General features: G+C 50.1%; 27 protein-coding genes and 1 rRNA gene. 27 read left to right on the top strand and 1 reads right to left on the bottom strand.

Annotated elements, in window-relative coordinates; all coding sequences use genetic code 11:
• The first annotated feature begins 4 nt into the window (after positions 1 to 4).
• The 26 genes from floA to EDM55_RS29110 all read left to right on the top strand — a co-directional run bounded on the left by floA (position 5) and on the right by EDM55_RS29110 (position 25,746).
• Positions 5 to 1,009, top strand: a complete 1,005-nt coding sequence (gene floA, locus EDM55_RS28990) for a flotillin-like protein FloA (protein WP_092269006.1) — start codon at positions 5 to 7, stop codon at positions 1,007 to 1,009.
• Between the two features lie 11 nt (positions 1,010 to 1,020).
• Positions 1,021 to 1,500: a hypothetical protein gene (locus tag EDM55_RS28995; RefSeq protein WP_122962029.1), complete on the top strand. Its 480-nt coding sequence runs from the start codon at positions 1,021 to 1,023 to the stop codon at positions 1,498 to 1,500.
• A gap of 199 nt (positions 1,501 to 1,699) precedes the next feature.
• Entirely contained in the window at positions 1,700 to 1,897 is a 198-nt protein-coding gene (locus EDM55_RS29000; RefSeq protein WP_122962030.1) for a sigma-70 family RNA polymerase sigma factor, read from the top strand.
• Positions 1,898 to 2,061: 164 nt separating this feature from the next.
• Positions 2,062 to 2,358 (top strand): sporulation protein YqfC, encoded by a 297-nt coding sequence (gene yqfC, locus EDM55_RS29005; protein ID WP_055743267.1) that lies wholly within the window; start codon positions 2,062 to 2,064, stop codon positions 2,356 to 2,358.
• A gap of 23 nt (positions 2,359 to 2,381) precedes the next feature.
• On the top strand, positions 2,382 to 3,596 hold the full coding sequence (yqfD, locus tag EDM55_RS29010) for a sporulation protein YqfD (protein WP_092269000.1): 1,215 nt from the start codon (positions 2,382 to 2,384) through the stop codon (positions 3,594 to 3,596).
• Positions 3,597 to 3,634: 38 nt separating this feature from the next.
• Positions 3,635 to 4,609 (top strand): PhoH family protein, encoded by a 975-nt coding sequence (locus tag EDM55_RS29015; RefSeq protein ID WP_092268998.1) that lies wholly within the window; start codon positions 3,635 to 3,637, stop codon positions 4,607 to 4,609.
• A 30-nt stretch (positions 4,610 to 4,639) separates the two neighbouring features.
• Positions 4,640 to 5,119, top strand: a complete 480-nt coding sequence (gene ybeY / locus EDM55_RS29020) for an rRNA maturation RNase YbeY (protein WP_092268996.1) — start codon at positions 4,640 to 4,642, stop codon at positions 5,117 to 5,119.
• Positions 5,120 to 5,128: 9 nt separating this feature from the next.
• A complete protein-coding gene (locus tag EDM55_RS29025) occupies positions 5,129 to 5,512 on the top strand; it encodes a diacylglycerol kinase family protein (protein WP_122962042.1) in 384 nt (127 codons plus the stop codon).
• A gap of 116 nt (positions 5,513 to 5,628) precedes the next feature.
• On the top strand, positions 5,629 to 6,027 hold the full coding sequence (locus EDM55_RS29030) for a cytidine deaminase (protein WP_122962031.1): 399 nt from the start codon (positions 5,629 to 5,631) through the stop codon (positions 6,025 to 6,027).
• Positions 6,020 to 6,937, top strand: a complete 918-nt coding sequence (gene era, locus EDM55_RS29035) for a GTPase Era (RefSeq protein ID WP_092268991.1) — start codon at positions 6,020 to 6,022, stop codon at positions 6,935 to 6,937. Before EDM55_RS29030 ends, era begins: the two co-directional genes overlap by 8 nt.
• A gap of 103 nt (positions 6,938 to 7,040) precedes the next feature.
• Positions 7,041 to 7,196, top strand: a complete 156-nt coding sequence (locus EDM55_RS29040; RefSeq protein ID WP_092268988.1) for a YqzL family protein — start codon at positions 7,041 to 7,043, stop codon at positions 7,194 to 7,196.
• Positions 7,187 to 7,960: a DNA repair protein RecO gene (gene recO, locus EDM55_RS29045; protein ID WP_122962032.1), complete on the top strand. Its 774-nt coding sequence runs from the start codon at positions 7,187 to 7,189 to the stop codon at positions 7,958 to 7,960. The genes EDM55_RS29040 and recO overlap by 10 nt, the downstream gene beginning before the upstream one ends.
• A 284-nt stretch (positions 7,961 to 8,244) precedes the next feature.
• Entirely contained in the window at positions 8,245 to 9,165 is a 921-nt protein-coding gene (glyQ, locus tag EDM55_RS29050) for a glycine--tRNA ligase subunit alpha (RefSeq protein ID WP_092268984.1), read from the top strand.
• On the top strand, positions 9,158 to 11,227 hold the full coding sequence (gene glyS / locus EDM55_RS29055; protein ID WP_122962033.1) for a glycine--tRNA ligase subunit beta: 2,070 nt from the start codon (positions 9,158 to 9,160) through the stop codon (positions 11,225 to 11,227). Before glyQ ends, glyS begins: the two co-directional genes overlap by 8 nt.
• A gap of 153 nt (positions 11,228 to 11,380) precedes the next feature.
• Positions 11,381 to 12,025 (top strand): transcriptional regulator CcpN, encoded by a 645-nt coding sequence (gene ccpN, locus EDM55_RS29060; RefSeq protein ID WP_092268980.1) that lies wholly within the window; start codon positions 11,381 to 11,383, stop codon positions 12,023 to 12,025.
• An 11-nt stretch (positions 12,026 to 12,036) separates the two neighbouring features.
• Positions 12,037 to 12,873, top strand: coding sequence for a pyruvate, water dikinase regulatory protein (locus EDM55_RS29065; protein WP_092268978.1), 837 nt, complete (start codon positions 12,037 to 12,039; stop codon positions 12,871 to 12,873).
• A gap of 202 nt (positions 12,874 to 13,075) precedes the next feature.
• The gene (dnaG, locus tag EDM55_RS29070) at positions 13,076 to 14,941 is read left to right on the top strand and encodes a DNA primase (RefSeq protein WP_122962034.1); all 1,866 of its coding nucleotides are present in this window, start codon (positions 13,076 to 13,078) and stop codon (positions 14,939 to 14,941) included.
• Between the two features lie 34 nt (positions 14,942 to 14,975).
• A complete protein-coding gene (gene rpoD / locus EDM55_RS29075) occupies positions 14,976 to 16,106 on the top strand; it encodes an RNA polymerase sigma factor RpoD (RefSeq protein ID WP_092268974.1) in 1,131 nt (376 codons plus the stop codon).
• A gap of 94 nt (positions 16,107 to 16,200) precedes the next feature.
• Positions 16,201 to 17,079, top strand: a complete 879-nt coding sequence (locus tag EDM55_RS29080) for a hypothetical protein (protein ID WP_092268972.1) — start codon at positions 16,201 to 16,203, stop codon at positions 17,077 to 17,079.
• Between the two features lie 80 nt (positions 17,080 to 17,159).
• Positions 17,160 to 17,324, top strand: coding sequence for a hypothetical protein (locus EDM55_RS30555; protein ID WP_170184386.1), 165 nt, complete (start codon positions 17,160 to 17,162; stop codon positions 17,322 to 17,324).
• 155 nt (positions 17,325 to 17,479) lie between these two features.
• Positions 17,480 to 18,619: an acyl-CoA dehydrogenase gene (locus EDM55_RS29085; RefSeq protein WP_092268969.1), complete on the top strand. Its 1,140-nt coding sequence runs from the start codon at positions 17,480 to 17,482 to the stop codon at positions 18,617 to 18,619.
• A gap of 139 nt (positions 18,620 to 18,758) precedes the next feature.
• On the top strand, positions 18,759 to 19,493 hold the full coding sequence (locus EDM55_RS29090) for a tRNA (adenine(22)-N(1))-methyltransferase (protein WP_122962035.1): 735 nt from the start codon (positions 18,759 to 18,761) through the stop codon (positions 19,491 to 19,493).
• Positions 19,469 to 20,584, top strand: coding sequence for a Nif3-like dinuclear metal center hexameric protein (locus tag EDM55_RS29095; protein WP_122962036.1), 1,116 nt, complete (start codon positions 19,469 to 19,471; stop codon positions 20,582 to 20,584). The genes EDM55_RS29090 and EDM55_RS29095 overlap by 25 nt, the downstream gene beginning before the upstream one ends.
• Before the next feature lie 62 nt (positions 20,585 to 20,646).
• Positions 20,647 to 22,647 (top strand): S-layer homology domain-containing protein, encoded by a 2,001-nt coding sequence (locus EDM55_RS29100; RefSeq protein ID WP_092268963.1) that lies wholly within the window; start codon positions 20,647 to 20,649, stop codon positions 22,645 to 22,647.
• Entirely contained in the window at positions 22,644 to 24,143 is a 1,500-nt protein-coding gene (locus EDM55_RS29105) for a S41 family peptidase (protein WP_092268961.1), read from the top strand. Before EDM55_RS29100 ends, EDM55_RS29105 begins: the two co-directional genes overlap by 4 nt.
• Before the next feature lie 130 nt (positions 24,144 to 24,273).
• A complete protein-coding gene (locus EDM55_RS29110) occupies positions 24,274 to 25,746 on the top strand; it encodes an alkaline phosphatase family protein (protein ID WP_092268959.1) in 1,473 nt (490 codons plus the stop codon).
• Here the strand turns inward: EDM55_RS29110 and EDM55_RS29115 are convergent.
• A complete protein-coding gene (locus EDM55_RS29115) occupies positions 25,726 to 26,394 on the bottom strand; it encodes an endonuclease/exonuclease/phosphatase family protein (RefSeq protein ID WP_092268957.1) in 669 nt (222 codons plus the stop codon). The two genes, EDM55_RS29110 and EDM55_RS29115, sit on opposite strands and share 21 nt — an antisense overlap.
• A gap of 312 nt (positions 26,395 to 26,706) precedes the next feature.
• Between EDM55_RS29115 and EDM55_RS29120 the strand changes: the two genes are divergently transcribed.
• Positions 26,707 to 26,917: ribosomal RNA gene (locus tag EDM55_RS29120) — 16S ribosomal RNA — on the top strand; the annotation flags it as partial.

Consider the following 26,917-nt stretch of genomic DNA (forward strand, 5'->3'; position numbering starts at 1 on the left):
GATTATGCTAGAAAGCGGATTGATACCACTTATTTTCATGGTGGCAGTCGCCATTGTTGTCCTATCTATATTTTTCTCGTTCGTTCCCGTCATGCTGTGGATTTCAGCATTGGCTTCGGGCGTGCGGATCGGAATCATTACACTTGTTGCGATGAGACTGCGTCGCGTTATTCCATCCCGGATCGTAAATCCGCTCATTAAGGCCCGCAAGGCTGGTCTCGAGCTGGATACGAACCAGCTGGAGAGTCACTATCTCGCAGGTGGTAACGTAGACCGTGTCGTAGATGCTCTCGTTGCGGCACAGCGCGCAGATATTCCTCTGGGCTTCGAACGTGCGGCTGCCATTGACCTGGCAGGACGCGATGTGCTGGAAGCAGTACAAATGAGCGTAAACCCGAAAGTCATCGAGACGCCGATTGTGGCCGCGATGGCCAAAGACGGGATTGAACTGCGCACGAAAGCAAAAGTGACAGTACGTGCGAATATTGACCGCCTGGTCGGTGGTGCCGGGGAAGAAACAATCATCGCCCGTGTAGGGGAAGGGATCGTCTCTACCATCGGTTCCTCCAACAGTCACAAAGACGTTCTGGAGAACCCGGATCTGATTTCCAAAACCGTATTGAACAAAGGATTGGATGCAGGAACAGCTTTTGAAATTCTTTCCATTGATATTGCAGACGTCGATGTCGGCAAAAACATTGGTGCACAGCTGCAAACAGACCAAGCAGAAGCTGACAAGCGAATTGCTCAGGCAAAAGCGGAAGAGCGCCGTGCAATGGCAGTAGCCCAGGAGCAGGAAATGAAAGCCCGCGTACAGGAAATGAAGGCGAAGGTTGTGGAAGCGGAGGCGCAAGTACCTCTTGCACTCGCAGAAGCATTGACCAGCGGCAAAATGGGAGTCATGGATTACTACAACATGCAAAACATTGCTGCTGATACGCAAATGCGCCAATCCTTTGGACAGCCGGGCGACAAGCAAAAGAATACACCGCCTAACGGACAGGAATAAGGGCGACCGCCATGGACGCACTCCTTGATCTGCTTTTTGATCTCCTGGGCTGGGTTATTCCACTGATCGGCAAGTTTTGGCTTCTCATCGTGGCGCTGATCGGCTACAAGTTTTTTGGAAAAGGTGCCAAGAAGATGGCACAAGGAAAGCCTCGCCGTCAATTGACCCCTGTGGAAAGCGGTGGATATCCGAACACCGCACCACCGGAAGAGCGCCAAATCGTTCGTGCCTCTTCCAAATACGAACCAATCGCTTCCGAGTCGATGGAAGGCGTAGGTGTCGAGCAGGAGTGGGCTTTTGCTGAGAGCGACGATGAAAGAAAGGCCGCAGCAGAGCGCAAAAAGCCTGTGCAAGCTGAGGTGCAGAGCGAAGCAGAACCTACGGCACCTCACATGGATCCTCGTGAAGGGATGAAGTGGGCAATCATTTTTGGCGAGCCTCGTGCGAAAGCTCCACATGGGACACCTGCTGCAAGAAATAGGCACGTATAAGAAATGAGTAGAGAGACGGGTGGGCCTGCGGGTCTGCCTGTCTCTTTTTTGGTAGGCGAAAGGCGCGAAGAAAATAGCAAGCTGATACAGAAAAGTGTCGAAAGAACACGAATATCTTGTCTTGTGTCACATCCTGCGGTTGACTATTCTGATTATATAGAAATATCTTCCAATCGGGATGAGGGGTAGTGGACAAGCGATGAATCAACAAGCTTTTGAAAAAATGGGGAGTTTTCGTCAAAAGGTCATCCGATGCGTGTATGAAGAAAAGAAATCGGTCTATGAGACAGCGATAGCTTGCGGCTGCACAGCGGAAAAAGTGAAACGCGTCATGAAAAAATGGAAAGCACTCTCTCGAAACGAAATGGAAAACCTACCTCTTAAAGATGATCAATAGCTGACAAAGGCCCTTGTTGCACGAGAAATCGTGACGGTTAGGGTCTTTTTTCTTTTCATGAATGCCACCTTCGTCAGCCGCATACGCATAGGTAAGAACGGTTTTGCACGGCCATTGGAAAGTATATTCGGCGCAGTAGCGCTAGTAAGAGAGGGGGCTTATCCATGAAGCGTTGGAGCCGCCGTCTGCGCCAACTGGCGGGAGGGGTTTTGGAGCTGCCGCAGGATGTTGTCCTGGAAGTCCCGCGCATCACGATGATCGGCCATTTGCAAATGTACATAGAGAATCACCGTGGAGTTCTCCACTTCAGTGAAAAAGAGCTCCGCTTGTTGTTGACGAATGGACAGATGATCGTATCTGGCGAGCAGCTCGTGATACGAGCCATCTTGCCCGAGGAAGTGCTCCTAGAAGGCAGGATCGGGGGCGTAAAATTTCTGGAAACCGGGCCGCAGGGCTCGTAACACTTGAAAGGGCGGGAAGTCACATGCGAAACGGGCTGAAAGAGTGGATAGACGGACACGTCACCATCACAGTGCGAGGGAAGCGGTTTGAGCGCTTGTTGAATATGGCGATCCGAGATGGGATTCGCATCTGGAACATCCGCCGGGTCGGTGAGGATTTGACTCGCTGCGATATTCTGATTCGGGATTATTTCCGGCTGCGGCCGTTGCTCAGGGAGACAGGCTGTCGCAGCCATGTAGAGGGGCGAGGGGGACTGCCGTTCTGGTTCATTCGTCTTCGCAGGCGAGCAGGACTGGCTATAGGCGCTTCTCTTTTTTTTCTCGGATTGTACATGCTCTCTTCGTTTGTTTGGTCGGTAGAGGTCACGGGCACACGTCACATGGATCCGCAAAAGGTTCTGCTCGCTGCCGAACAAGTTGGGATTAAAGAAGGGGCATGGAAGGTCAAACTAAAGGAACCACTGGTTTTGCAAAAAGAGCTGATGAGCTTGCTTCCGGAAGTGACGTGGGTGGGAATCGATTTCCAAGGAACCAAGGTGCAGCTGCAGGTGGTTGAAAAGGATGCCCCTGTCAAGCCACTGCCGACAAGTCCACGCCATTTGGTCGCAAAAAAACGTGCCGTTATAACCAAGATATTGCCAGAGGTTGGGAAGAGTCATGTGACGATCAACCAGCTGGTTGAAAAAGGACAGGTCCTCATTTCAGGGATAATCGGAAATGAAACGCGTCAGCAGGTCGTTTCCGCGCGAGGGACTGTACGTGGAGAAGTATGGTATGTCAGTGAAACGTCTGTTCCCTTGACGCAAAACATGTACCGCTTAACCGGTGAAAATCAGGAGCAGCAATACTTGCTTGTTGGGCCTTACGCTGTCCAGGTATGGCCATTCAACAAAGAGACTTTTGTCCATGCGGAGAGTACGGAATCGCGCTTTATTCCTTCCTACGCAGGGTACACCTCTCCGATTGGGTGGAAGACCGTTCATACTGCGGAGACAGAACCTATCCAGCGCAAGCTAAGTGTGGAGGAAGCGACCGAGATCGCGAAACGCTTTGCCAGAGAGGACATCTTGAGGAAAGCGGGTAAGGATGCGGAGATTTCAGACGAAAAAGTTTTGCACGTCACTACAGAGAATGGTAAAGTTTACTTGAGCATTCATTTTTCCGTCATTGAGGATATTGCCGTTGAACAGCCGATTGTGGGAGCACCGCAGCCGCCTGCCGATGCTGGCAAGCCGTGATGGATTGCTGATAATCATTGCAAGGAGATGGAAGCCTGTTGCACCTACAAGATGAGGTAAGAATCCCATTTGCAGACGCATCTGAGGCCTTGCTGTTGTTCGGACCACACGACGCGTACTTAACATTGATCGAAGAGAAAAGCTCTGCCAAAATCATGACGCGCGAAGGCGAGCTCGTGATTTCTGGCGACAAGCCTGAGGTGGATAAGCTGGCTGAATTGGTCGGCATACTGCTGCAGCTGATCCGCAGAGGGATTGCCTTGTCCGAGCGTGACATCTCGTATGCGATGATGCTCACGAACCAGGGAGATGCAGCCCAATTGCTGGACGTCTATGACGAAGAAGTAGCCCGAACCCAACGCGGGAAGCTCATTCGTGCCAAAACGCTAGGGCAGCGTCACTATTTGTCGGCGATCAAAAAGAAAGACATCGTTTTTGGAATCGGACCAGCTGGAACTGGGAAGACGTACCTAGCTGTTGTCACAGCGGTTAATGCATTGAAGAATGCTCGGGTAAAACGGATTGTTTTGACCAGACCGGCTGTGGAAGCAGGAGAAAGTCTCGGATTTTTACCTGGGGATTTGCAGGAAAAGGTCGATCCGTATTTGCGGCCTCTCTACGATGCCTTGTATGACATGCTAGGCAATGAGCAGGTGGCCAAGATGATGGAGAGAGGGCTGATCGAGGTCGCTCCACTGGCGTATATGCGTGGCCGTACGTTGGAAGACTCTTTTGTCATTTTGGACGAAGCGCAAAACACCACTCCCGAGCAAATGAAAATGTTTTTAACTCGTCTCGGCTTTGGCTCGAAAATGGTAATCACGGGTGACGTTACCCAGGTTGACTTGCCAAAAGGCAAAAAGTCTGGCCTGAGGGAAGCCCAGCGCATTCTGAGCCCGATCGCGGATGTGGCCTTCATCCATTTTCAAGAAGGGGATGTCGTGCGGCATAGCCTGGTACAGAAGATTATCCAAGCGTATGCGAAAGAAGAAGTCGAGCACAATTATGGATAAATTGTTTTGGATAAAGGAGATTAGGCATCTGTGCTATCTGTAGAAATTCTTCATGAAGATATCGAACCGATCGATGAACATTTGCAAAGCTTGATTGTAAAAAGCCTCGAGGCGGCTGCTGTGCACGAGGACGTGAGTGGAGAAGTCGTTGTGACGATTGTAAGCAACGAGCGGATTCACGAGTTGAATCGCGACTATCGGGATGTTGATCGGCCAACAGATGTTTTGTCCTTTGCCATGAATGAGCCGGGTGAAGGCGAGATGGAAATCTTTCTGGATGAGAGTGATCTCGAAGACTTCCCGAACATGCTCGGAGACATCATTATCTCGCTCCCAAAAGCAAAGGAGCAGGCAGAAGACTACGGGCATTCTTTGGAAAGAGAATTGGGCTTTCTCGCTGTGCATGGCTTTCTGCACCTGTTAGGGTACGACCACGGCAGCGAAGAAGAAGAGAAAGAAATGTTTTCCCGTCAAGATGCGGTATTGGAGCAAATTGGCTTGACGAGGTAGGCGATGGCAGTGAAAGAGTGGAGTCGCTTGATGCGTAGTTTTTCCTGCGCCTGGCAAGGGATTGTTTATACCGTGAAGACACAGCGAAACATGCAAATCCACGTAGCTGCCGCTCTCCTCGTGCTGGCGGCGGCTTGGTGGCTGCAAATTCCACGCAGCGATGTTTTGCTGGTCTTTTTTTCTATCGGGCTGGTCACATCCTTGGAGCTGGTCAACACAGCGATCGAAGCAGCGGTGGATCTGGCCTCGCCGGATTGGCACGCCAAAGCCAAGATTGCCAAGGATGTCGGAGCGGGTGCCGTTCTCGTGGCAGCCATCGCGTCAGTGGTGATTGGGTGCTTTATTTTCGGACCTCCACTGTATGAAAAAATGTTAGAGTGGTTTCTTTCTTGAAAATATGGCATGATCAGACTACTATGGACCAGATGCTTTCCTCTACCAAGAGAAAGAAGTCTGGTCTCTTGGTGTCTCCTAGGTGTTAGAGAATACCGATATGAGGAATGATGAGAATGGATAAACAAGCATTGATGAAGCAAGCCATAGAAGCTCGAAAGCGCGCCTATGTGCCGTATTCCCAATTCCAAGTGGGGGCTGCACTCCTGACAGAGGAAGGCAAAGTCTATCTGGGCGGCAATATTGAGAATGCGGCGTATTCTCTGTGCAACTGTGCAGAGCGCACGGCTTTGTTTAAGGCATATTCCGAGGGGGATAAACAGTACAAAGCACTCGCAGTAGCGGCAGATACTCCAAAAGCAGTGTCTCCGTGCGGTGCTTGCCGTCAAGTGATGGCGGAGCTGTGCCCGCCTGAAATGCCTGTTTATTTAACAAACCTGAACGGAGATGTTTGGGAAACGACTATATCTGCCCTGCTTCCAGGGGCGTTCACCAAGGAGGATTTACGTGGATAACCGCAAGACCAAGAAAAGCTTTAAATCCGGCTTCGTCTCTATTGTGGGACGGCCGAATGTTGGAAAATCGACACTGCTGAACCATGTGGTAGGTCATAAAATCGCTATCATGTCCAATAAGCCGCAGACAACACGCAACAAAATTACGGCTGTCCATACGACAGAGGATGGGCAGATCATCTTCCTCGATACACCAGGGATTCACAAGCCGCAGTCGAAATTGGGCAACTACATGGTGACCGTAGCGGAAAATACGCTGAACGAAGTTGATCTCGTTTTGTTTGTTGTGGATGCGACGGAGAAACGCGGGGCGGGAGATGAGTATATCATCGAGCGTCTGAAACAGGTAAAAACACCAGTCTTCCTCGTCATCAACAAGATCGACAAGGTACATCCGGAAGCGCTTCTGCCGATCATCGACGACTATCGCAAGCTTTATGATTTCAAGCAGATCGTGCCGATTTCCGCTCTCGAAGGCAACAATACCAATTCTTTGATGCAAGCTATCATGGGCGAGATGGAAGAAGGTCCGATGTTCTACCCAGCTGATCAGGTGACGGATCATCCCGAGCGCTTTGTAGCAGCTGAGCTGATTCGTGAAAAGGTACTACACTTGACGAGGGAAGAGGTACCGCACTCGATCGCTGTCGTGATTGAGGAAATGAAGCGTGGGGAAAACGGCAAGACTTTGTACATCTACGCAGCTATCTACGTAGAACGTGATTCCCAGCGAGGTATCCTCATCGGCGAAAAAGGTCAAATGCTCAAAGAGATCGGGCGCCGTGCGCGCAAGGACATTGAGCGGCTAATGGGGGACCAGGTCTTCTTGGAGCTGTGGATCAAGGTGAAGAAGGACTGGCGAAACCAGGAGCGGATGCTGCGCAATTTCGGTTTTTACAACGAAGAATAGGACGAGCTTTATACGTGTTAATTTTTCCAAGGCATAGAAAAACGGGCTAAGGTGATTCTAAGAAGGAAGTGGATAGACCCGATATAGGAAAGGATGATGCTCCATGCTTCGTGACTTTTCTTGGAGAGTTTTCGCTTCAACCGGTGACATCCATGCGTACCTTCTCTACCGGGATCACCATCAAACGGATGGTGCTGTCGAGGAGGCCTCCTTTGATCTCGCCCAGGAAGAATTGGGTGACTCGCAGGCATGCTTGTAAAGTGGGAAGGAATTGTCATCCGTAGTGTGGACTATGGCGAGTCCAGCAAAGTGGTGACGTTGTTTACCCGGGAGAACGGCAAGCTGGGTCTGATGGCGCGCGGAGCCAAAAAGACCAAGAGCCGACTGGCAGCCGTCTCCCAATTGTTTTCACATGGGTACTATCTATGCAAAGCTGGACCCGGTACAGGTATGCCTGATCTCTCGCAGGGAGACATCATGGAATCGTTCCGGGACCTGCGGCAAAGCCTGGGTGCGACGGCTTATGCCGCGTACATAGCAGAGCTGTTGGATCGACTGACACATGAGCGAGAGCCCAATCCGTATCTGTTTCAGCTGCTTCTCCATACATTTCGATATTTGGACGAAGGGCGGGATGCGGAGATCCTCTGTCGCATCTTTGAAACGAAGATGCTGATCGTGGCAGGGATCTCGCCACAACTTTCCGCGTGTGCAAACTGTGGTGCGCAGAGGGAGCCTTATGCGATCAGTGTCTCGCAAGGAGGCCTTTTGTGCCCTGTTTGCCTGCCTGCAGATCCATATGCGTTAGCGGTGACACCCTCGACCTGGAAGCTGCTGCGGCTGTTTCAGGTTTTTGATTTGGAGCGGCTGGGGGATATCGAAGTGAAGCCTGCGACGCGCAATCAGCTCAAGCATGTACTGCGCAGCTTTATGGATGAGCATCTCGATCTTCGCCTGAAAAGTCGTTCGTTTCTGGAACAACTGGAGCGGATGGAACGGCTGCCGATGAAAGACAGCGAGTAATTGACATCCGTTTGTCTTTTCGTTATGATAATTACCAAACTTGATACCGAATGTTGCCATGAAGGAAAAGAGTAGTCGGCCGCTGGATGTGTTAGCGAACCGGGGATAGTGTAAGCCCGGTCACCAAGCTGATGAAGGGCGTTCTGGAGCAATGCATAATCCAAGGTGGGCGGAAGCTTTTTTCGCCAAGTAGGGTGGAACCGCGAGAATCCTCTCGTCCCTACACTGTCGCAAGTAGACGGTGTAGGCGACGAGGGGTTTTTATTATTTGAGGAGGAAAGAGCATGAAGATGACGTTTCAAGACATCATTTTGACGCTGCAAAACTTTTGGGCAAAACAAAATTGCCTGATCGTACAGCCGTATGACGTAGAAAAAGGGGCAGGTACGCTCAATCCTATGACATTCCTGCGCTCCATCGGTCCTGAGCCGTGGAACGTAGCTTACGTAGAGCCTTCCCGTCGCCCGGCAGACGGACGTTACGGAGAAAACCCAAACCGTCTGTACCAGCATCATCAATTCCAAGTGATCATGAAGCCGTCGCCTGACAACATCCAGGAGCTGTACCTGGACAGCTTGCGCCAGCTGGGCATTGAGCCATTGGAGCACGACATTCGCTTCGTAGAAGACAACTGGGAGCATCCTGGCCTTGGCGCATGGGGCCTCGGTTGGGAAGTATGGCTCGATGGGATGGAGATCACCCAGTTTACGTACTTCCAGCAGGTGGGCGGTCTGGAGTGCAAACCGGTAGCCGTCGAGTTGACTTACGGACTGGAGCGCCTTGCTTCCTACATTCAAGAAAAAGAAAACGTGTTCGACCTGGAATGGGTGAACGGCTACACCTATGGTGACGTGTTCCTTCAGCCGGAATACGAGCATTCCAAATATACCTTTGAGCTGTCTGACGTGGACATGCTGTTCAATCTGTACAACACCTATGAAGCTGAAGCCAAGCGTCTCATGAAAGAACGCCTGGTTTATCCAGCTTACGATTACGTGCTGAAATGCTCTCATACCTTTAACCTTCTGGATGCGCGAGGCGTTATCTCCGTGACCGAGCGTGCAGGCTACATCGCTCGTGTACGCAACCTATCTCGTGAAGTGGCACAGACCTACTACGCCGAGCGTGAAAGACTGGGCTTCCCGCTTTTGCAAAAAGGAAACAATGGTGCGGTTGTGGAGAAGGGAGAGAATTCGAATGAGTAAGCGCGATTTGCTTTTGGAAGTCGGTCTCGAAGAAATGCCTGCTCGCTTCGTCGCTTTGGCAGCAGCGCAGTTGAAAGAAAAAGTGGAAAAATGGTTGGCAGCAGAGCGTATCCCCTTTGATCAAATCATCTCGATGGAATCGCCGCGTCGTTTTGCTGTATTGATCCATGGCCTTGCAGAAAAGCAGCCAGATCGCAATGACGAAGCGAAAGGTCCTGCACGCAAGATCGCCCAGGATGAAGCCGGGAACTGGTCGAAAGCGGCACTGGGCTTTGCCCGCAGCAACGGAGTAGAACCAGATCAATTGTACTTCAAAGACGTGAATGGCGTGGAATACGTGCATGCGCGCAAATCAGAAGCAGGAAAAGAAACCAAGACGCTTCTGCCGCAGCTCGCAGACGTCATTGCCGGGATGAACTTTCCGAAAAATATGCGCTGGGGCGCAAACGATCTGAAATACGTTCGTCCGATTCGCTGGATGGTAGCATTGTTTGGGGAAGAGGTCATTGAATTGGAGATTGCTGGTGTAAAAAGCGGCCGAATCTCCCGTGGTCACCGTTTCCTAGGCACAGATGTTGAAATCAACTCGCCTGCTGAATATGCAAGCAAGCTCGCTGAACAGCATGTAATGGTCAATCCGGAAGAGCGCCGTGCCACGATCGTGGAGCAGATTCGCCGGATGGAACAGGAAAATGGCTGGAAAATCCCGATGGACGAAGGGCTGCTGGACGAGGTCGTGCATCTGGTTGAGTATCCTACTGCCCTGTACGGAACATTTGAAGAAGAGTTCCTGACGATCCCGCGCGAGGTTCTGGTAACCTCCATGCGTGAGCACCAGCGCTACTTCCCTGTGGAAAACGCACAAGGCCAACTGTTGAACCACTTCGTAACGGTACGCAACGGTGATAGCCGTGCGCTGGAAAACGTAGCAAAAGGAAATGAAAAGGTGCTTCGTGCACGTCTCTCTGATGCTCGCTTCTTCTATGTAGAAGACCAAAAGCTCCCGATTGAAAACTGCCTAAAACGTCTGGAAACCATCGTTTTCCACGAAGAGCTGGGAACGATCGGAGACAAAGTACGCCGTGTTCGCAAAACGGCTGCTCAAATCGCAGAAAAGCTGGGTGTGAGTCAGGAAGAGGCAAAGCAAGTCGATCGAATCGCAGAAATAGCCAAATTCGACCTGGTGACCAACATGGTTGGCGAGTTCCCTGAGCTGCAAGGTATTATGGGTGAAGACTACGCCCGCAAAGCAGGGGAAAACGAGATCGTTGCTGGCGGTGTATTTGAGCACTACCTGCCGCGCTTCGCAGGTGACCTGACGCCGAAATCCGCGCAAGGAGCGATTGTGAGCCTGGCGGATAAGCTGGACACGATCATCGGGATCTTCTCCATCGGCATCGTGCCGACTGGTTCTCAAGACCCATACGGATTGCGCCGAATGGCAGCAGGTATCGTTACCATTTTGCTGGAGCGAGGCTGGCAGCTTTCATTGGATCAGCTATGGGATGCAACTCTCGAGACGTATGCAGCTCAAGGTGTGAACAAGCGCACGGTTGAAGAAGTGAAGAAGGATCTGGTCGACTTCTTTGGCCTTCGTTTGAAAAACGTTCTGCAAGAAAACGGCGTGCGCTACGATGTAGTCGATGCTGTCCTGTCTGCGGACCTGTCCTATGTGCCAGAAATTTTGGCAAAAGCAAAAGCGCTGATGACAGCTGTAAGTGACGAGGAGTTCAAGCTCATCGTGGAGCAGTTCAACCGTGTAAACAATCTGGCGCAAAAAGCCGAAGCGGATCAAGTAGACGAAGCTTTGTTTGTGGAGGACGTGGAGCGTGGCTTGTATCAGGCGTACCTGTCCGTACAACAGGAAGTAGCGGGTCTGAAAGATCAGGAGAAGGCACTGGCAACGCTGGCAATCCTGCGCGAGCCGATCAAGGCGTTCTTCGATAAAGTCATGGTCATGGCGGAGGATCAAGCGGTGCGGGCAAACAGACTGGGCTTGCTGCTGCGTCTCTCTCGACTCATTTTCGCTTATGCTGATTTTTCCAAGCTTGTATTTGCCTAAGAAAAAAGATATTTCTTACTAGAAATAGAGTGAGAATCACCGGGTGCCTTCGTCCATATACTGGCGGAGGTACCTTTTTTCCATGCGAAAGAAGGAATATCCGGTCGAATAGAGTAATACTAGGAAGAGGTAAACAGACGTAAACCGGGGTGATTGGTCATCGAGCTCACCAAACGACAAGAGCAAATCTTACAGATAGTGAAGGATGAAGGTCCGATTACAGGCGAGCATATCGCAGATCGATTGAATCTGACCCGTGCGACGCTGCGGCCCGATCTTTCCATCCTCACCATGTCAGGTTATTTAGAAGCCAGGCCTCGGGTCGGGTATTTTTATGCGGGGAGACCAGCCAGCTCGGTCATAAGTGAACGGCTTCACAAGCTTCTCGTCAATGATTACAAGGCGGTTCCCATCGTTGTGTCCGAATCAGCCTCTGCATACGATGCGATCGTAACGCTTTTTCTCGAGGACGTAGGGACGTTGTTTGTCGTGAATCAGAAGGGCTACCTGGCAGGTGTCATCTCCAGAAAAGACTTGCTGCGTGCCTCTCTTGGCAACAAGACGCTGGAGGATGTACCGGTCAGCATCATCATGTCACGAATGCCCAATATCATCACCTGTGCTCCTGAGGAAACACTGTATGCAGCAGCCAAAAAGCTGATCGACTTCCAGATTGATTCCCTGCCAGTGGTTCGTCCCAGCGAGGATGACCCCAAATTCATGGAGCTGACAGGTAGAGTCACGAAGACAACGATCGCCAAAGCGTTTGTAGAATTGGGCAGCGAACCGAAAGTGTAGGAGGAGAAGCAATGCAAGGAAATCAACAAGGACAGCTCATCTACGTAGTTTCAGACTCGATCGGTGAAACCGCCGAGCTTGTTGTTCGCGCTGGTGCTAGTCAGTTTGACCGTTTTTTGATTGATGTACAGAAGTATCCCTACATAGAAGATAAAGAATCCATCGACGAGATCATTGCTTCCGCAAAAGAGTCCAAAGCAATGATCGTTTTTACGCTAGTCATTCCCGAGCTGAATGCCTACATTACGAAGCAAGCGGCTCTGCACGGAATCCCAGCCATTGATGTCATGGGGCCACTCATGCATACGCTGCAAAGCATGCTGAAAGAGCCGCCAACAGGCAAGCCTGGACTGGTTCGGCGTTTGGACGAGGAGTATTTCCGCAAAGTGGACGCGATTGAATTTGCCGTGAAATACGATGACGGACGTGACCCGCGTGGATTGCTTCGTGCTGACGTTGTTTTGATCGGGGTCTCCCGCACATCGAAAACACCGCTTTCTATGTACTTGGCCAACAAGCGGCTGAAAGTGGCAAATGTGCCGCTGGTTCCTGAAGTGGAGCCGCCAGAGGAGCTGTTCCAATTGCCTCCTGAGCGCTGTATTGGGCTGACGATCAATCCAGAGCAGCTGAACGGCATCCGTACCGAGCGGCTGAAAGCGCTGGGTTTGACGTCACAAGCGAATTACGCAAATCTGGATAGGATCGCGGAAGAACTTGCTTATTCGAACAAAATTATTGAACGCTTAGGCTGCCCGGTCATCGATGTTTCGAAAAAGGCAGTGGAAGAGACGGCCAACATCATTCTGGAGATGATTCGCAAAAACAACCTCCGGAACGAAAAGAAATAGGCCAAAAGAAGGAAAATGGCGGTTTTTGTAGAAAACGAGTAGGGCAGGAATCACGATCTTGCCTTGTGACGAGCGTTTATTGCATGCGGAAATGTGGAAAAGTAGAAATGAAGAAAAGAAGTGCGATCACAAGAAGGAAAATGACGAATTTTGACGAACTAAATAATCTCGTCGTTCGATTCTCCTGAAAAGGTGGATAGTGATGGCTGGTCACACTTCTGATGAGTTTGTTAACCAAGTGCGTGCCGCTGTCGACATCGTAGACGTTGTAGGAGAGTATGTACAGCTGAGAAAAAGCGGTCGTGCCTTTCTCGGTCTATGTCCATTTCACTCTGAGAAGAGTCCTTCCTTTAACGTGAATGCGGAGCGACAGTTTTTTCATTGCTTTGGCTGTGGAGCAGGTGGGGATGTTTTCTCCTTTCTGATGAAATTGGAGCAGCTGACGTTCCCGGAGGCACTTCACAAACTGGCAGAACGTGCCGGAATCGATGTGCCCAAGCCGCCACAAGAAGAGGCATCTCCAGAAAAACGGGCGAAGCAAGCGATGCTAGAAGCTCATGAGCTTGTTTCAAAGCTTTACCACTACGTACTGACGGAGACTCCCTATGGTGTGGAAGCAATGAAATACCTCACCAAACGAGGAATGTCCAGTCAGACGTTAACCGAGTATCAAATTGGGTTTGCCCCGGATTCGTGGGATTTCGTGACACAGTTTTTAAAGAAACGGAGCTTCTCACAGGATTTGATGGTAGAAGCAGGCTTGCTTGCGAAAAGTGAGGCCGGAAAAGTGTTCGACCGTTTCCGTGGGCGGGTCATGTTTCCCATTCATGATTCACAGGGACATGTCATCGGATTTGGTGGAAGACTATTGGACAACACGGGGCCCAGGTCGTCGCAACCCAAGTATTTGAATAGTCCGGAAAGCCTCCTGTTTAACAAAAGCGCCACCCTCTTCAATCTTCATCGGGCTCGCTCGACTATGCGCAAGCGAAAGCAGGCATTGCTGTTTGAAGGATATGTGGATGTGGTGTCAGCGTGGCAGGCGGGCTTTATGCAAGGTGTCGCCACGTTAGGAACAGCTCTGACCGAGCAGCAGGCCCGAATCCTACGGCGGAATGTGGAATCGGTAGTACTCTGCTATGACGGAGATGCAGCAGGTCAGGAAGCAACAAGCAAGGCGATTCATGTTTTGCAGCAGGCGGGTTTGATCGTAAGGGTGGCTCCGCTCCCACAGGGGGTAGACCCGGATGATTACATTCGCCAGCATGGGGCCGAAGCGTTTTCTCAGCAAGTTTTGTTGCAGGCAATGCCAGTGACAGCGTTCCGACTGAAACATTTGCGGAGCCAGTACGTAATAAATGATGAGACAGATAAAACGCGCCTGATTGCAAAGGCGGTAGAAATCATCAACGAACTGGACAGCCCGGTAGAAAGGGACTTGTATCAGCGGCAATTGGCAGAAGAATACTCCCTGACTCTCGGCGATTTAAAATGGGAGTCAAAACGCGCGTATAAACAGCAAAAAAGTGAGCGCCAAAGGGATAAAGTGTCGCCAGCATGGAATAATAGTATAAATAATGGCAAAGTTACGCTCGCGAAAACACTGCCACCCGCTTATCACACGGCTGAGCGCAAGCTGCTGTTTTACATGATGCGAAATGCAGAACTTGCCTTTCGCGTTCAGCAGGAATGCAACGCACACTTTCAAGTGGACGAACATGATGCGCTTTCAGCCTACCTGTATGCTTACTATGCAGAGGGAAACACGGAAGACCCTGGAAAGTTTATACATTACGTGCAAGACGAATCGTTAAAGCAATTAGCCTCGGGATTGGCCATGATGGAGTATAAGGAAGACGTATCTGATTTAGAGATCGGCGACTACATCAAACAAGTGAATAACTACCCGAAGCGTGCCGAGTTGGAACGATTGCGCGAAGAGCAGCGGAGCTTACACCTCCAAGCGGCCGCAGCGGACAGCGAGGATGCGCGCAAACAACTGGAAATTCAAGCAGCCATCATAGGGATGAAGATTCTTGAATTGGAAAATGCTTTAAAAGAAGGGTAGCATCAGATCATTCCCGGGGAAGGAGGGATAGTAGATGAACAAACAAAACATCACTTCTGACATGGAAGCTATGTCCATCGAACAAGTGAAGGAACAATTGGTCGAATTAGGTAAAAAGCGTGGTGCGTTGTCTTACAAGGAAATTACAGATCGCCTCTCTGGTTTTGAGCAGGATTCTGATCAAATCGATGAGTTTTTTGAATACCTGGGTGATCAAGGCATTGAAATAAACAACAATGAGAACGAAGACGACGATGAAGAAGTCGATCGAATGATCATGAAGGACGAGGACAACGAAGAATTCGATTTTGACGATCTCTCTGTTCCACCTGGAATCAAGATCAATGACCCTGTAAGAATGTACCTGAAAGAAATCGGTCGTGTGCCTCTGCTTTCCGCTGAAGAGGAGATTAAACTGGCTCAGCGTATCGAACAAGGGGATGAGGAAGCGAAGCGCCGATTGGCTGAAGCCAACCTTCGTCTGGTGGTTTCCATTGCGAAGCGTTATGTAGGTCGCGGCATGCTGTTCCTCGATTTGATTCAAGAAGGAAACATGGGTTTGATCAAAGCGGTGGAAAAATTTGATTACCGCAAAGGCTACAAGTTCAGTACGTATGCGACATGGTGGATCCGTCAGGCTATTACCCGTGCGATTGCTGACCAGGCGCGTACGATTCGGATTCCTGTGCATATGGTGGAAACCATTAACAAGCTGATACGTGTATCTCGTCAGCTGCTGCAAGAGCTGGGCCGCGAGCCAATGCCAGAAGAAATCGCGGAAAAAATGGATCTCACACCGGAAAAGGTGAGGGAAATCATGAAAATTGCCCAAGAGCCGGTATCGCTGGAGACGCCGATCGGGGAAGAGGACGATTCCCATCTGGGTGATTTTATCGAGGATCAGGATGCACTAGAGCCATCTGATGCCGCGGCTTACGAGCTGTTAAAGGAACAGTTGGAAGACGTGCTGGACACGTTGACGGATAGAGAAGAAAACGTATTGCGCCTGCGATTTGGTCTCGACGATGGACGCACTCGTACACTGGAGGAAGTGGGGAAAGTATTTGGCGTGACGCGTGAGCGGATTCGTCAAATCGAGGCAAAGGCCCTGCGCAAACTTCGTCATCCAAGCAGAAGCAAGCGCTTAAAAGATTTCTTGGAATAACCGATATAGTAATATGTGGCCTACGTACAGCCTACGTAGGCTTTTCTTTTTCCACCAATCAGACCTTTGCCGTCGATAGTAAGGAGGGGCCGCGTTGGACGACCAGCGCAAACGTATCATTATTGCAGAGATTGAAAACTGGCGGAGAAATCATTTGCTGCCTGAACATTACTGCATTTTCCTATTAAATCTGTATACGGAAGGAGACCGGCCTCAGGCTTCTTCACCAGCCGTAGCCAAAAGCGAAAGGAAGAAATCGGAGGTCATTTATAAGACACCTGCTTCCTACTCGTCTCCTATAACCGGTAAAATGGTAATGGCATGGCTCCTAGGTGCCTTTGTTATTGCAGGTTTGATCTTACTTGCTTTTCATTTTAACCGTTTTCAAACCCCAATGCAAATTACCATCTTTGCCTGTTTCGCACTTGTTTTCTATATTATGGGACTAGTATTTCGCCGCACGGCACCGCCTCTCACCCATCTTTTTTTAATTCTCTCCTTCATCGTCTTGATCGCGGGTGGGATATACAGCATTATCCAAATGGGTGGCTCAACCCCGATGATTCTGTTTTACTTGGGTCTGATATGTGTTCTGCTGTGCGCGAGTGCGTTTCTGTTTGGGTTTACCTACCTGCTTTATGGCGGCATGCTGGGCTTGGCCCTTTTATATGGATTTGCTACAATGGGCCGAATCAGTCAAGAGTATTCATGGTGGCGTTCGGAGCTGTACTGGGTACCGTTGGCTTGTGTGTGGACAGGATTGGGCTTTCTCATGAACAGCGGCAATCCCAAATGGGCCGGAGTCTTTGCCTTCTGCGGATTGGCTGCCTTTTTCGGAGCTGAGGTGCAGGCTCTCTACATACCGGAAGCGAAACGTGACGTGATCCAGCTGCTGCTATTTCTAAAGGTTTTTCTGGCTTCTGCCTTGTTTTTCTTTACGCGTGGTTATTGGTTTTCCTGGCTGCGTCTGTAGAGAGGATGACTTTGGATTTCCCTGACACGGTGGTTTGCTGTTTGCTACAATGGGTGGGGATAAGGGGTTGAGGTGATAGAGTGGACAACAAGTGGAAAGTTTTGATCGGAATTTTGCTCGCCGTCATTTTTCTCGGAGGGGAAACGGCTGCTCAGCTTATGGGCTACAAGACCTATAGTATTGGGTACATATTGGGAGCTCTTTCTTTTATCGGGGCTATTGTAGTGGGAGCACGCCAAAAATAAGGCGTGCTTTTTTCTGGCCAAGGAGATTATAAATGTAACTCCACAGGAGGGGAGCTATGGTGTATAATGGTAAGAGAATTCTGAACAAACGCTCAGTCAAAATGCCGCAATCCTTTTTACCACTACACTAAAGCGCTTTCAAGGGGGCTTCAAAAATGAACTATGATTTGACCCAGGAACAGCTTATGTTGAAAAAAATGATTCGGGAGTTTGCGGATGAGGTAGTCGCGCCTGGTGCAGATGAGCGCGACAAGACGAAGCAGTTTCCTGTTGAGGTATTTAAGCAGATGGCAGAATTGAACTTGATGGGACTGCCTTTTTCAGAACATTATGGCGGTGCAGGGGCAGATACCACGAGCTTTGCGATTGTAACGGAAGAGCTCAGCCGAGCTTGTGGTTCGACGGGAATTACGTACTCGGCGCATATATCCCTAGGAGGGGCTCCCCTTTCCTTATTTGGAACAGAGGAACAAAAACGTACGTATCTGTCCAAAATTTGCTCAGGAGAAAGCTTTGGGGCATTTGGCTTGACGGAGCCGAATGCGGGATCGGATGCAGGAGGCACGAAAACGTCAGCAGTGCTCGATGATCACGGTTGGCTAATCAATGGATCGAAATGCTTTATTACCAATGCTTCCTATGCATCCTTTCTCGCTTTGACAGCTGTTACGGATAAAGAGAAAGGGGCGCGCGGAATCACCGCCTTTATCGTGCCGACGGATTCGCCTGGCTTTACCGTGTTGGCCAATTACGAGAAACTCGGCCTGCATAGCTCCAATACGACAGAGCTGGTTTTGGAGAATGTGCGCGTTCCAGAAGAGAATGTGCTGGGGAAACAGGGAGAGGGCTTCAAGCAGTTCCTGATTACGCTAGACGGAGGACGGATCGGAATTGGGGCGATGGCTGTAGGAATTGCGCAGGCTGCCTATGATAAGGCCCTGCAATACGCCAAGCAAAGAACCGCTTTTGGAAATTCACTCAGCCAATTCCAGGCGATCCAGCACAAGCTGGCAGACATGGCGATGCAAATCGAGCTTGCGCGAAACATGGTGTACAAAGCTGCATGGCTGAAGGACAACGGTCGTCGCTTCACAAAAGAAGCCGCCATGGCAAAGCTGTATGCTTCCGAGGTTGCCATGTCCGCCACTCATCAGGCGATTCAAATCCATGGAGGGTACGGTTACATGCGCGAATATCAGGTAGAGCGCTTTTTCCGTGATGCCAGACTACTGGAGATCGGGGAAGGGACATCCGAGATTCTGCGCAATGTCATTGCTCGTGAAATTGGCTGCTAAATCATACTTTGAAGAGAGCCTCGCTGAGAAACGCCAGCGGGGTTTTTGTCGTTCTTTGCGCGCTCTTTGTCAGGTATTTAGCATTGGGCAATCGCTCCCAAATAGGGTAGAATAGAGGGAACGGAAGGTGAAGAGACACATGACATATGTAACAATTTCCAAGCGTCTGGAAACGATTGCTCGCTATTGCCCCCAAGGAGCCCGCGTCGCCGACATCGGGTCGGATCATGCGTTGTTGGCTTCTTATTTGCTTCTATCGGGAATCGCATCGCATGTAATCGCAGGCGAAGTAAACGAAGGACCTTATCAGGCAGCGCTTAAACAAATACATACGCTGCAACTACAGGACCGCGCATCTGTACGAAAAGGAGACGGTTTGGCCGTACTCACTCCCGGTGAAGTAGATGTGGTCTGTATCGCGGGGATGGGCGGACAGCTTATTGCTTCCATCCTCGAAGCCGGCGTGGACAAGCTGGTTGGTGTGAAACGGTTGATTCTACAGCCAAATGTGGGGGAGGAAATCGTCCGCCGCTGGTTCTTGGAGCGTGGCTGGGAGTTGATCGCTGAAACGATTCTGGAAGAAGACGGGATCGTCTATGAAATTTTAGTGGCAGAGCGTGGAAATGTGGAGCTGCCTTATGAAAACAAGGACCGAACCAAGGTAGAATTGCTGCGAATCGGTCCGTTCCTCTGGGAGCAAAAACAGCCTGCTCTCGTACAAAAATGGCTCCATGAACGAGAAAAATGGGCGAAGGTACTTGTGCAGCTAAGCCGCTCGGAAAAACCGGAAGCAGCAGCCCGGATACAGGAAATTACGGCAGAAGTTGAATGGATCGATGAGGTGATTGCATGTTTGCGCACGGACAGACTGTGATTCAATACGTGGAGCGATTGGCTCCCAAATCGTTGGCGTATGAAGGAGACAAGATTGGCCTTCACGTAGGCACTTTGCAAAAACAGGTGAAAAAGGTAATGGTCGCACTGGACGTTCTGGAATCCGTCGTTGATGAGGCGATTGCAGAAGGCGTGGATCTGATTGTTGCGCACCATGCGGTCATCTATCGCCCGCTTAAAAACATTCGCACAGATATGGCAGCAGGCCGTGTCTTCGAAAAGCTGATTAAGCATGATATTGCCGTCTATACGGCTCATACAAATCTCGATGTCGCTGTCGGTGGCATGAACGATTGGCTGGCGGAAGCTATCGGCTTGAACAAGGTGGAGGTACTGGATGTCATCCACCGCGACAGCTGGAAAAAGCTCGCGGTCTTCGTACCCGCCTCGCATCGGGATGCTGTTTTTCAAGCGATCTCAGAAGCTGGAGCAGGCTTTGTCGGAAACTACAGCCACTGCTCATTCCAGACAGAAGGAACAGGGACCTTTATGCCAGGGGAAGGCACGAATCCGTTTATCGGGACCACAGGCAAGCTGGAAAAGGTCGAAGAAGTCAAGCTGGAGATGGTTGTGCCGGCTTCTCGACAGTCCGCGGTTGTAAAAGCCATGCTCGCTGCGCACCCCTATGAAGAAGTCGCCTATGACATCATTCCACTCGAGCAGGCTGGAACAGGCTATGGCATCGGCCGAATTGGCGTATTGCCACAGCCGATGACGCTGCGACAGCTGGCAGAGCTAGTAAAAGAGCGCTTCTCTTTGCAAGGCTTACGCGTTGTTGGGGATTTGGACGGCCAAGTGAAAAAAGTGGCTGTGGTGGGAGGCGACGGAAGCTCCTTTGTTTCCAAAGCGATATTTAAGGGAGCGGATGCCTACTTGACGGGCGATATTGGCTACCACACCGCTCACGACGCACAGGCAGAGGGTCTTTCGATTATTGATGCTGGCCACAATATCGAAAAGATCATGAAGCAAAAGCTGGCTGATTACCTAAATGAACTACTGAAAGCAAACGGCTATCAGACAGAAGTAATTGCATCGACTATGCACACGGATCCGTTCCAATTTGTATAGGAGACCAGGCGTATTGGCCAGTCGGTTAATGGCCTGCCAGTTGAAGTGTAGGAGGGATTCACGTGCAAAAATTCATACGAACGTTATCCTGTGTTCTTCTCGCTGCTACGCTGCTTACCCCCGGCTTTGCCTCTGCGGCTGGGGGCTTTATGCCTTACGGGGACATTAGCAACCATTGGGCAAAGACCTCCATTATCCGTGGAGTTCAGGCGGGGCTTTTTGCAGCAGGCAGCAGTGCCCCACTTTTTTACCCAAATCGCGATATGACCCGAGCAGAGTTTGTGGCTTTAATCGATCGCTTGTACAACGGAGGACAGTACCAGCTATATCCCCTGACATTTTTGTCGGAGCACGCGGAATGGAATAGGGGCGAGGGCTTTGAAGAGCCGTATTTGCCCTACAAGGACGTCGACCGCCTGACTTGGATGTACACGCCTACGCTGCGTGTTTCGTATATCTTGGATCGTTTGTATGGTCCACATGCGATTGCTCAAGTGTTTCCTGGGGAGCAAATGAAGCCGAATCAAGCGATCACCCACGAAGAAGCGGCTAAGCTCATGCAAATGTTTACCATGACAGGTGACAACCAAAGGGCATGGGAGGAAGTGAAGAGCTGGGGATGGCTCGAGGGTGAGAGCACAGACCTTTTGAAAAGAGGAGAGGCAGCCGCTGCAGCGGATCGCTTGATGACCTACCTGCTGCAGGATACCATTCTGCCCTTGCTCGATTACGATGGCTCGAAATTTCCGATGGTTCCCGAGATTCAGGAGCTTTTCCCTTTGTTTGTAACGTATACGGATTCCAAAACGTCAGATGAGAAGATGTATGTGAACGCGGTGGAAGCCATTCGCAATCATGAGGATACAGATAATACCTACCTTGATCTGGAGAAGCTGGCGAGCAACTCGTTTTCCAATCAGATCGGCGTTCATTTCTATTTAAGCTGGAACCCCTCGACACCTTTGACAGACAATTTGGAAGAAGCATTCCGTTCTATTGATGCGTATTTTCAGGATAAGATCATTTTGCCAGATACTTTGCGCCTGCTGAGTGCGAACGTGTATGATATCGCTTTGCAGATGGGAGCGAATGATTCGGCGGAGTATGAAAAAGTATTGAAGCGTTTGGCAGCGTATGAGCCGAAGCTCAAGCAGGATACAGAGGAATGGGAATCCTTGGCGATTTATCTGGGAGCCTTGGAGATCAAAGCTGGGCTGACAGACAAAGCCCTGGTTCGGTATGAAACGTTTGCTTCCAGGCATGCAGAGGCGCTCTTGAATTCCGCTTATTACCTAGTTCAGGAAGGGCGGATCCAAGAGGCGGAGTCTTTGCTCGCAAAACAGAAGCCAAAGCCCTCGGATGAGCGGATGACACAGCTGGTTAAGCTCTTGGGACAGGAGCTTGCCTCCCTCAAGCAGCAGCCATCGATTGCAACTGATCTGACCTATACGTTGAACCATCTGGATCGAGTCTCGTCTTATCAGGTAAAAGGGGAAGCGTTTTTGAGTGGTTTTTCCTTCAAATACACGCAGGATGTAGACGCTACGCGCAATTCCAGCCATACGCAGGGCTTTTACCAATCTCCCCAGCAGTTGGTTTCGGACAAGCTTGAGACGTATACAGACGGTCAGAAAAAGATCCAGTATTCGTATGACACGAAGAAACAGGGCTGGGTGCAGCATCCGACAGACAAGCTGGATTTCGTGCATGAATGGGTAGGGACCCAAAGCATCCAAGATCGGATGAACAATTTGCATGCCCGCTACTACAAGCAATCATTTGGTCGATATGACATCATCACAGAGTGGATTCCGGGTGCCGCTCTTACGGAAAAAGCAAAAAGCCTTTCGTTTAGCAGAGGGAAGATTAAGAACGTTTCCCTCTATATGAATAAATACTATATTGACCGCGAAAGTGACGAGCTGGTCAAGCATGTATGGCGGTACGAAGAAATTTATGAGAACAGGGAGTATGTGGCCTATTCGGGGACGGATCAGTACAATCTGTCGTCTAACGTCAAGGTTTCCATCCCCGATGAGGTTCGGAAAGAGGTGACACCATGAAACGGTTGAGTCAATGGGCTTTAGCTGTTTTGCTTTTGACCACTGTGATACCAGCACATGCAGCAGAAAGACCCTATATGGAGACAGAAGAAGTTTTTTATCACGTCATGGAAAGTCACTTGAGCAAGCCGGAAGTCAAACAATTGGTAAAAGGCGCGCTGCAATCCATTAGCGAACATGCCAATGAGAAGCAGCAGCTGAAACTCCCTGTCTCCGCGGAGGACGATACGCTGGGGGAGATGGAGCAGCGTATGGCGGAATGGCAAGCCAAAGGAAAATGGGATTCCACCACCATCAATACGTGGGCGATCGACGGGATGCTCTCTACCTTAAATGATCCGCACAGTGTCTTTTTCACTTCGGATGAGTTGCGTTTGTTCCAATCCGATGTGGAAAATCAATTCGTCGGCTTTGGTTTCCGCATGCGGATGCAAAACAACGAGCTGATTTTACGCGAAATCGTTCCGGGTTCACCCGCGGCAGCCTCTAAGGTATTGAAGCGGGGCGACCAGGTGAAAAAGGTAGGCAATATTTCGCTGGTGGGCAAAAGCTTTGAAGAGGCATATGCCTATTTAAAAGGAGAAGCGGGAACCGAAGCGGTTCTGACTATTTATCGAGCGTCAGAGGACCGCGAGTTTCAGGTGAAGCTCCAGCGTGCTTCGCTTTCGTTGCCTGAGGCAGAAGGGCAGCTGTTCACCAAAGGCGGCATCGGGTATATCAGCCTGGAAACGTTCGGATCGGATGGGGCCATTCAGATGAGAGACAAGCTTGCCGAGTTTGCTCGTTCCGGGCAGCCAATGAAAGGGCTTGTTTTGGACCTGCGCGACAACGGTGGGGGGTATCTTTCGACTGCCCGTGACATCGCCAGTCTCTTTATGGAGGAAGGCTTGCTGATGTACACAACGAACCGCAATGGCGTGGAAGTGGAGACATGGGTCCGTAACGGCCGGGACATCGGTATTCCGGTTCGCATCTTGGTGAACGGGGGGACAGCCTCGGCGTCGGAGCTTTTATCCGGTGCCCTGCGCGACCATGGAATCGCTAAGCTTGTTGGAACCAAAACATATGGAAAAGGCAGCGCACAGCAAGTGATTCCACTCTCGGAAGGAGATGCTCTGAAGCTGACGCTGAACGAGTACTTTACCCCCGAGCATACGGTGGTCAACCACGTCGGTTTGGAGCCGGATATGCTGGTTGAGGATTACGGGGCGCAAGTTGTAGAAGCGCTGCATTCCTTGAACGTGACAAACTGGGAGCTGAGCGACGAAAATGGAGATACCATAGTAAATGGGGTTCCATTTCCAACGGTAGATCCTCTTTTCAAGCAGGCCTCCGATGGTCTGCAGATCAAAGCGGCAGTTCTTTCCCATCTGCTGGGCGACAAATCAATTGGAGAGAAGGATTACGTTTCTCTTGCTCCTTATTTGAAAAGTCATCCCTCCTTACAGCTGCAAAGTCAAAATGGCGTGCACACGCTCCGCTATCAAACGAATTAAAAGGATCGTACGCAAGCCTATCTGCCGAGCTATCGCGCAGGTAGGCTTTTTCAATTCGGGCGAATAGGGGGAGTGTGGGAATCAAAAACTACCATGTACGACGACATGACAGACGAAGGATGGCAGACGGATGAAAAAGGTTATTTTATTCCTGATCGACTCCATGATGCCAGATGTCCTGGAGAGATGCATTGCTGCAAAAAAAGCGCCGGGCATGCAGTTTTTGATGGAGCGGGGACAGTATATTCCAGATTGCGTCACTGTCTTTCCTACGATGACGGCTTCTATTGACTGCTCATTAATCACAGGCGTGTATCCTGATCAGCACAAGGTTCCTGGATTGGTCTGGTACGAACCTGAAAAAGGAAAAATGCACAACTATATCAACGGGGCGATTCCCGTCAAAAAAATGGGGTTAACACACTGTGCGACCAATGTGCTGTTTGACCTGAATGAACGACATCTGAGCAAAGAAGTAAAGACCATACATGAGGAGCTCGAGGAAAATCAACTTGTATCCGGCTCTATCAACGTAATAGCCCACCGTGGGCACAAAAAGCATCAGGTGCATGTTCCTCCCCTCCTGGATGCCCTTACTTCCTTTCAACTGCGTGAAAAGATGAGTGGGCCGACGATCATGAGTATGGGCACGTTGGTGCGACCAGAGATTTTCCGTCCGATCACGTGGAATTTGGCGCAGACCCTTACAGAAGGCTATGGCATCAACGATACCTATGCCATCGATGTTTTGATCGAAGTGATCCGCAGTGGGAAACAGCCGCACTTTACACTTGTGTATTTGCCTGAAAATGATCATAAGCTGCACAAATCTCCGTTGGATGCGATTCAACATTTGGCGGACGTGGATAAGCATCTGGTTCGCTTTCTGGACAGCTTTGACTCTTGGGAGCAGATGCTGGAGCGCAACGTTTGCATACTGATCAGTGATCATGGCCAGACGATCATTGGGGAGAGTGAAGATCATAACATTTCTTTGGATCGGCTCCTCTCTCGTTTTAGCATCCATCCGTTAGGGGCGAAGGTCACCCCGCAAATGGATGTGGTCATCTGCAATAACGAAAGAATGACGTTCCTGTATCCGACTGAGGAATCCAAGCTTTTGCCGATCGTCGATGCGGTTTCTGTAGATGAGCGCATTGACCTGATCGCGTGGCGGGAAAACGAAAAAATCGTGGTACGACGTGGCGGTACGGATCAAACTATGCGCTTCTGGAAAAATGGGCCGAATCGCGATATATACGGGTTAACCTGGGGCATCGAGGGTGATCTGGGCGTTATTGATGCGCGCATAGAAGGGGATGTCCTACTGTTTGACAAGTTCCCGGATGCCTTTTCGCGCTTGTATGGCTCTATTTTTTCACAGACTGGTCCCGTAGTCGTAATGAGTGCTGCGGAGAGCTATGAGTTTTTGTCGGAGTGTGCCCCGACTCATTTGGGAGGGGGAAGCCATGGATCGTTGCACAAGCAGGATTCCATCATTCCGCTGCTCATTGCAGGTTCGTCGAGCAAGTTTCGGACACCAGCCCGATTAGTGGATGTCAAAGGGTTTATCTTGCAGGAATTAGGCGTCGTGCAAACGTAGGTCCACGATCACGGGCAAATGATCTGACCAGGCTATCGGGTACAAGTCGTAGCGGCATACATCCCAATGCTGCGAGACGAAGATATAGTCTAGTCGTCTGCGAAAAGCGGGGAGCGTGTGCAAATTTTCTTTTCCATGTGCCATGGCGCAGTCAATGTAATAAGGAGAAAAGGAGATCGAGGACGCATTGAAATCCCCAAGTACGAGACGTGGCAGTTCAAGCTGTTGACTTGTCAGAGTCATTAGTAGCTGCAGCTGATAAAAGCGGCTTGCTTTGTTTAAGCTGCAGTGGGTATTCCAAATGGAGATATCCCGACCCTCCCATTTGACGGACACGTCTAATAACGTGCGTTTCTCGCGTTTTGCAGGGAGCGAAATGACCTTCGTATCGTGAATGGGGAGGCGAGTCAGAAAGGCATTCCCGTAATACCCTCCAGCCAGTGCGATCGAAGGAGCAAAGACAACCTGGTAATCCAATTGCTCAGCTATGTAATCCGCTTGATATCCGTATTTTGGGTTTTGGTGAACCTCCTGCAAAGCTATGGCGTCGGGCTGTATTTCTCTTAACGCCTGTACCATTTGTTCTAGGCGTTTGCGCCAAAAGAGATCTCGACCACTGTGAATGTTGTAGCTGACGGCACGGAGCATGTTCGTTCCTCGCGTTATGACGTAGGTTTTATCACTAGTATGGACGATTTTTCCAGTTGATTATAGCTAGTTGTTTTTGTTATATTTTAATACCTGGCATTTGCAGGGGGGAGAGTTATTAGCCAAAAAAACTCCCAACTTAATTATAATTTCCTGTTGCAATCCATTTTAGCCTATGCTATATTAAAAAACGTCGCCTCTGCTTGAAGCAAACGATGCGATGATAAATAAATGATGTTCCTTGAAAACCGGATAGAATGAATCTGTGTAATAAAGCTTGTGTTTTACTTGAAGTCAGTTTGTTTTCAAACTTTATTGGAGAGTTTGATCCTGGCTCAGGACGAACGCTGGCGGCGTGCCTAATACATGCAAGTCGAGCGAGTCTCTTCGGAGGCTAGCGGCGGACGGGTGAGTAACACGTAGGCAACCTGCCCGTAAGACTGGGATAACATAGGGAAACTTATGCTAATACCGGATAGAGTCTTCTCTCGCATGAGGGAAGACGGAAAGGTGGCGCAAGCTA

The sequence above is a fragment of the Brevibacillus centrosporus genome (assembly GCF_003710815.1).
Lineage (GTDB): Bacteria > Bacillota > Bacilli > Brevibacillales > Brevibacillaceae > Brevibacillus > Brevibacillus centrosporus.

What these genes read in the sequence shown, in the direction of transcription:
- recO (WP_122962032.1), top strand. Translation starts at nt 7,187, where the DNA reads ATGCTTGTAAAGTGGGAAGGAATTGTCATCCGTAGTGTGGACTATGGC.
- yqfD (WP_092269000.1), top strand. Translation starts at nt 2,382, where the DNA reads ATGCGAAACGGGCTGAAAGAGTGGATAGACGGACACGTCACCATCACA.
- EDM55_RS29115 (WP_092268957.1), bottom strand. Translation starts at nt 26,394, where the DNA reads ATGCTCCGTGCCGTCAGCTACAACATTCACAGTGGTCGAGATCTCTTT.
- EDM55_RS29095 (WP_122962036.1), top strand. Translation starts at nt 19,469, where the DNA reads ATGTTTGCGCACGGACAGACTGTGATTCAATACGTGGAGCGATTGGCT.
- EDM55_RS29065 (WP_092268978.1), top strand. Translation starts at nt 12,037, where the DNA reads ATGCAAGGAAATCAACAAGGACAGCTCATCTACGTAGTTTCAGACTCG.
- EDM55_RS29110 (WP_092268959.1), top strand. Translation starts at nt 24,274, where the DNA reads ATGAAAAAGGTTATTTTATTCCTGATCGACTCCATGATGCCAGATGTC.
- dnaG (WP_122962034.1), top strand. Translation starts at nt 13,076, where the DNA reads ATGGCTGGTCACACTTCTGATGAGTTTGTTAACCAAGTGCGTGCCGCT.
- glyQ (WP_092268984.1), top strand. Translation starts at nt 8,245, where the DNA reads ATGAAGATGACGTTTCAAGACATCATTTTGACGCTGCAAAACTTTTGG.
- EDM55_RS29030 (WP_122962031.1), top strand. Translation starts at nt 5,629, where the DNA reads ATGGATAAACAAGCATTGATGAAGCAAGCCATAGAAGCTCGAAAGCGC.
- yqfC (WP_055743267.1), top strand. Translation starts at nt 2,062, where the DNA reads ATGAAGCGTTGGAGCCGCCGTCTGCGCCAACTGGCGGGAGGGGTTTTG.
- EDM55_RS29040 (WP_092268988.1), top strand. Translation starts at nt 7,041, where the DNA reads ATGCTTCGTGACTTTTCTTGGAGAGTTTTCGCTTCAACCGGTGACATC.
- floA (WP_092269006.1), top strand. Translation starts at nt 5, where the DNA reads ATGCTAGAAAGCGGATTGATACCACTTATTTTCATGGTGGCAGTCGCC.
- EDM55_RS29085 (WP_092268969.1), top strand. Translation starts at nt 17,480, where the DNA reads ATGAACTATGATTTGACCCAGGAACAGCTTATGTTGAAAAAAATGATT.
- EDM55_RS29090 (WP_122962035.1), top strand. Translation starts at nt 18,759, where the DNA reads ATGACATATGTAACAATTTCCAAGCGTCTGGAAACGATTGCTCGCTAT.
- rpoD (WP_092268974.1), top strand. Translation starts at nt 14,976, where the DNA reads ATGAACAAACAAAACATCACTTCTGACATGGAAGCTATGTCCATCGAA.
- EDM55_RS28995 (WP_122962029.1), top strand. Translation starts at nt 1,021, where the DNA reads ATGGACGCACTCCTTGATCTGCTTTTTGATCTCCTGGGCTGGGTTATT.
- EDM55_RS29000 (WP_122962030.1), top strand. Translation starts at nt 1,700, where the DNA reads ATGAATCAACAAGCTTTTGAAAAAATGGGGAGTTTTCGTCAAAAGGTC.
- EDM55_RS29105 (WP_092268961.1), top strand. Translation starts at nt 22,644, where the DNA reads ATGAAACGGTTGAGTCAATGGGCTTTAGCTGTTTTGCTTTTGACCACT.
- glyS (WP_122962033.1), top strand. Translation starts at nt 9,158, where the DNA reads ATGAGTAAGCGCGATTTGCTTTTGGAAGTCGGTCTCGAAGAAATGCCT.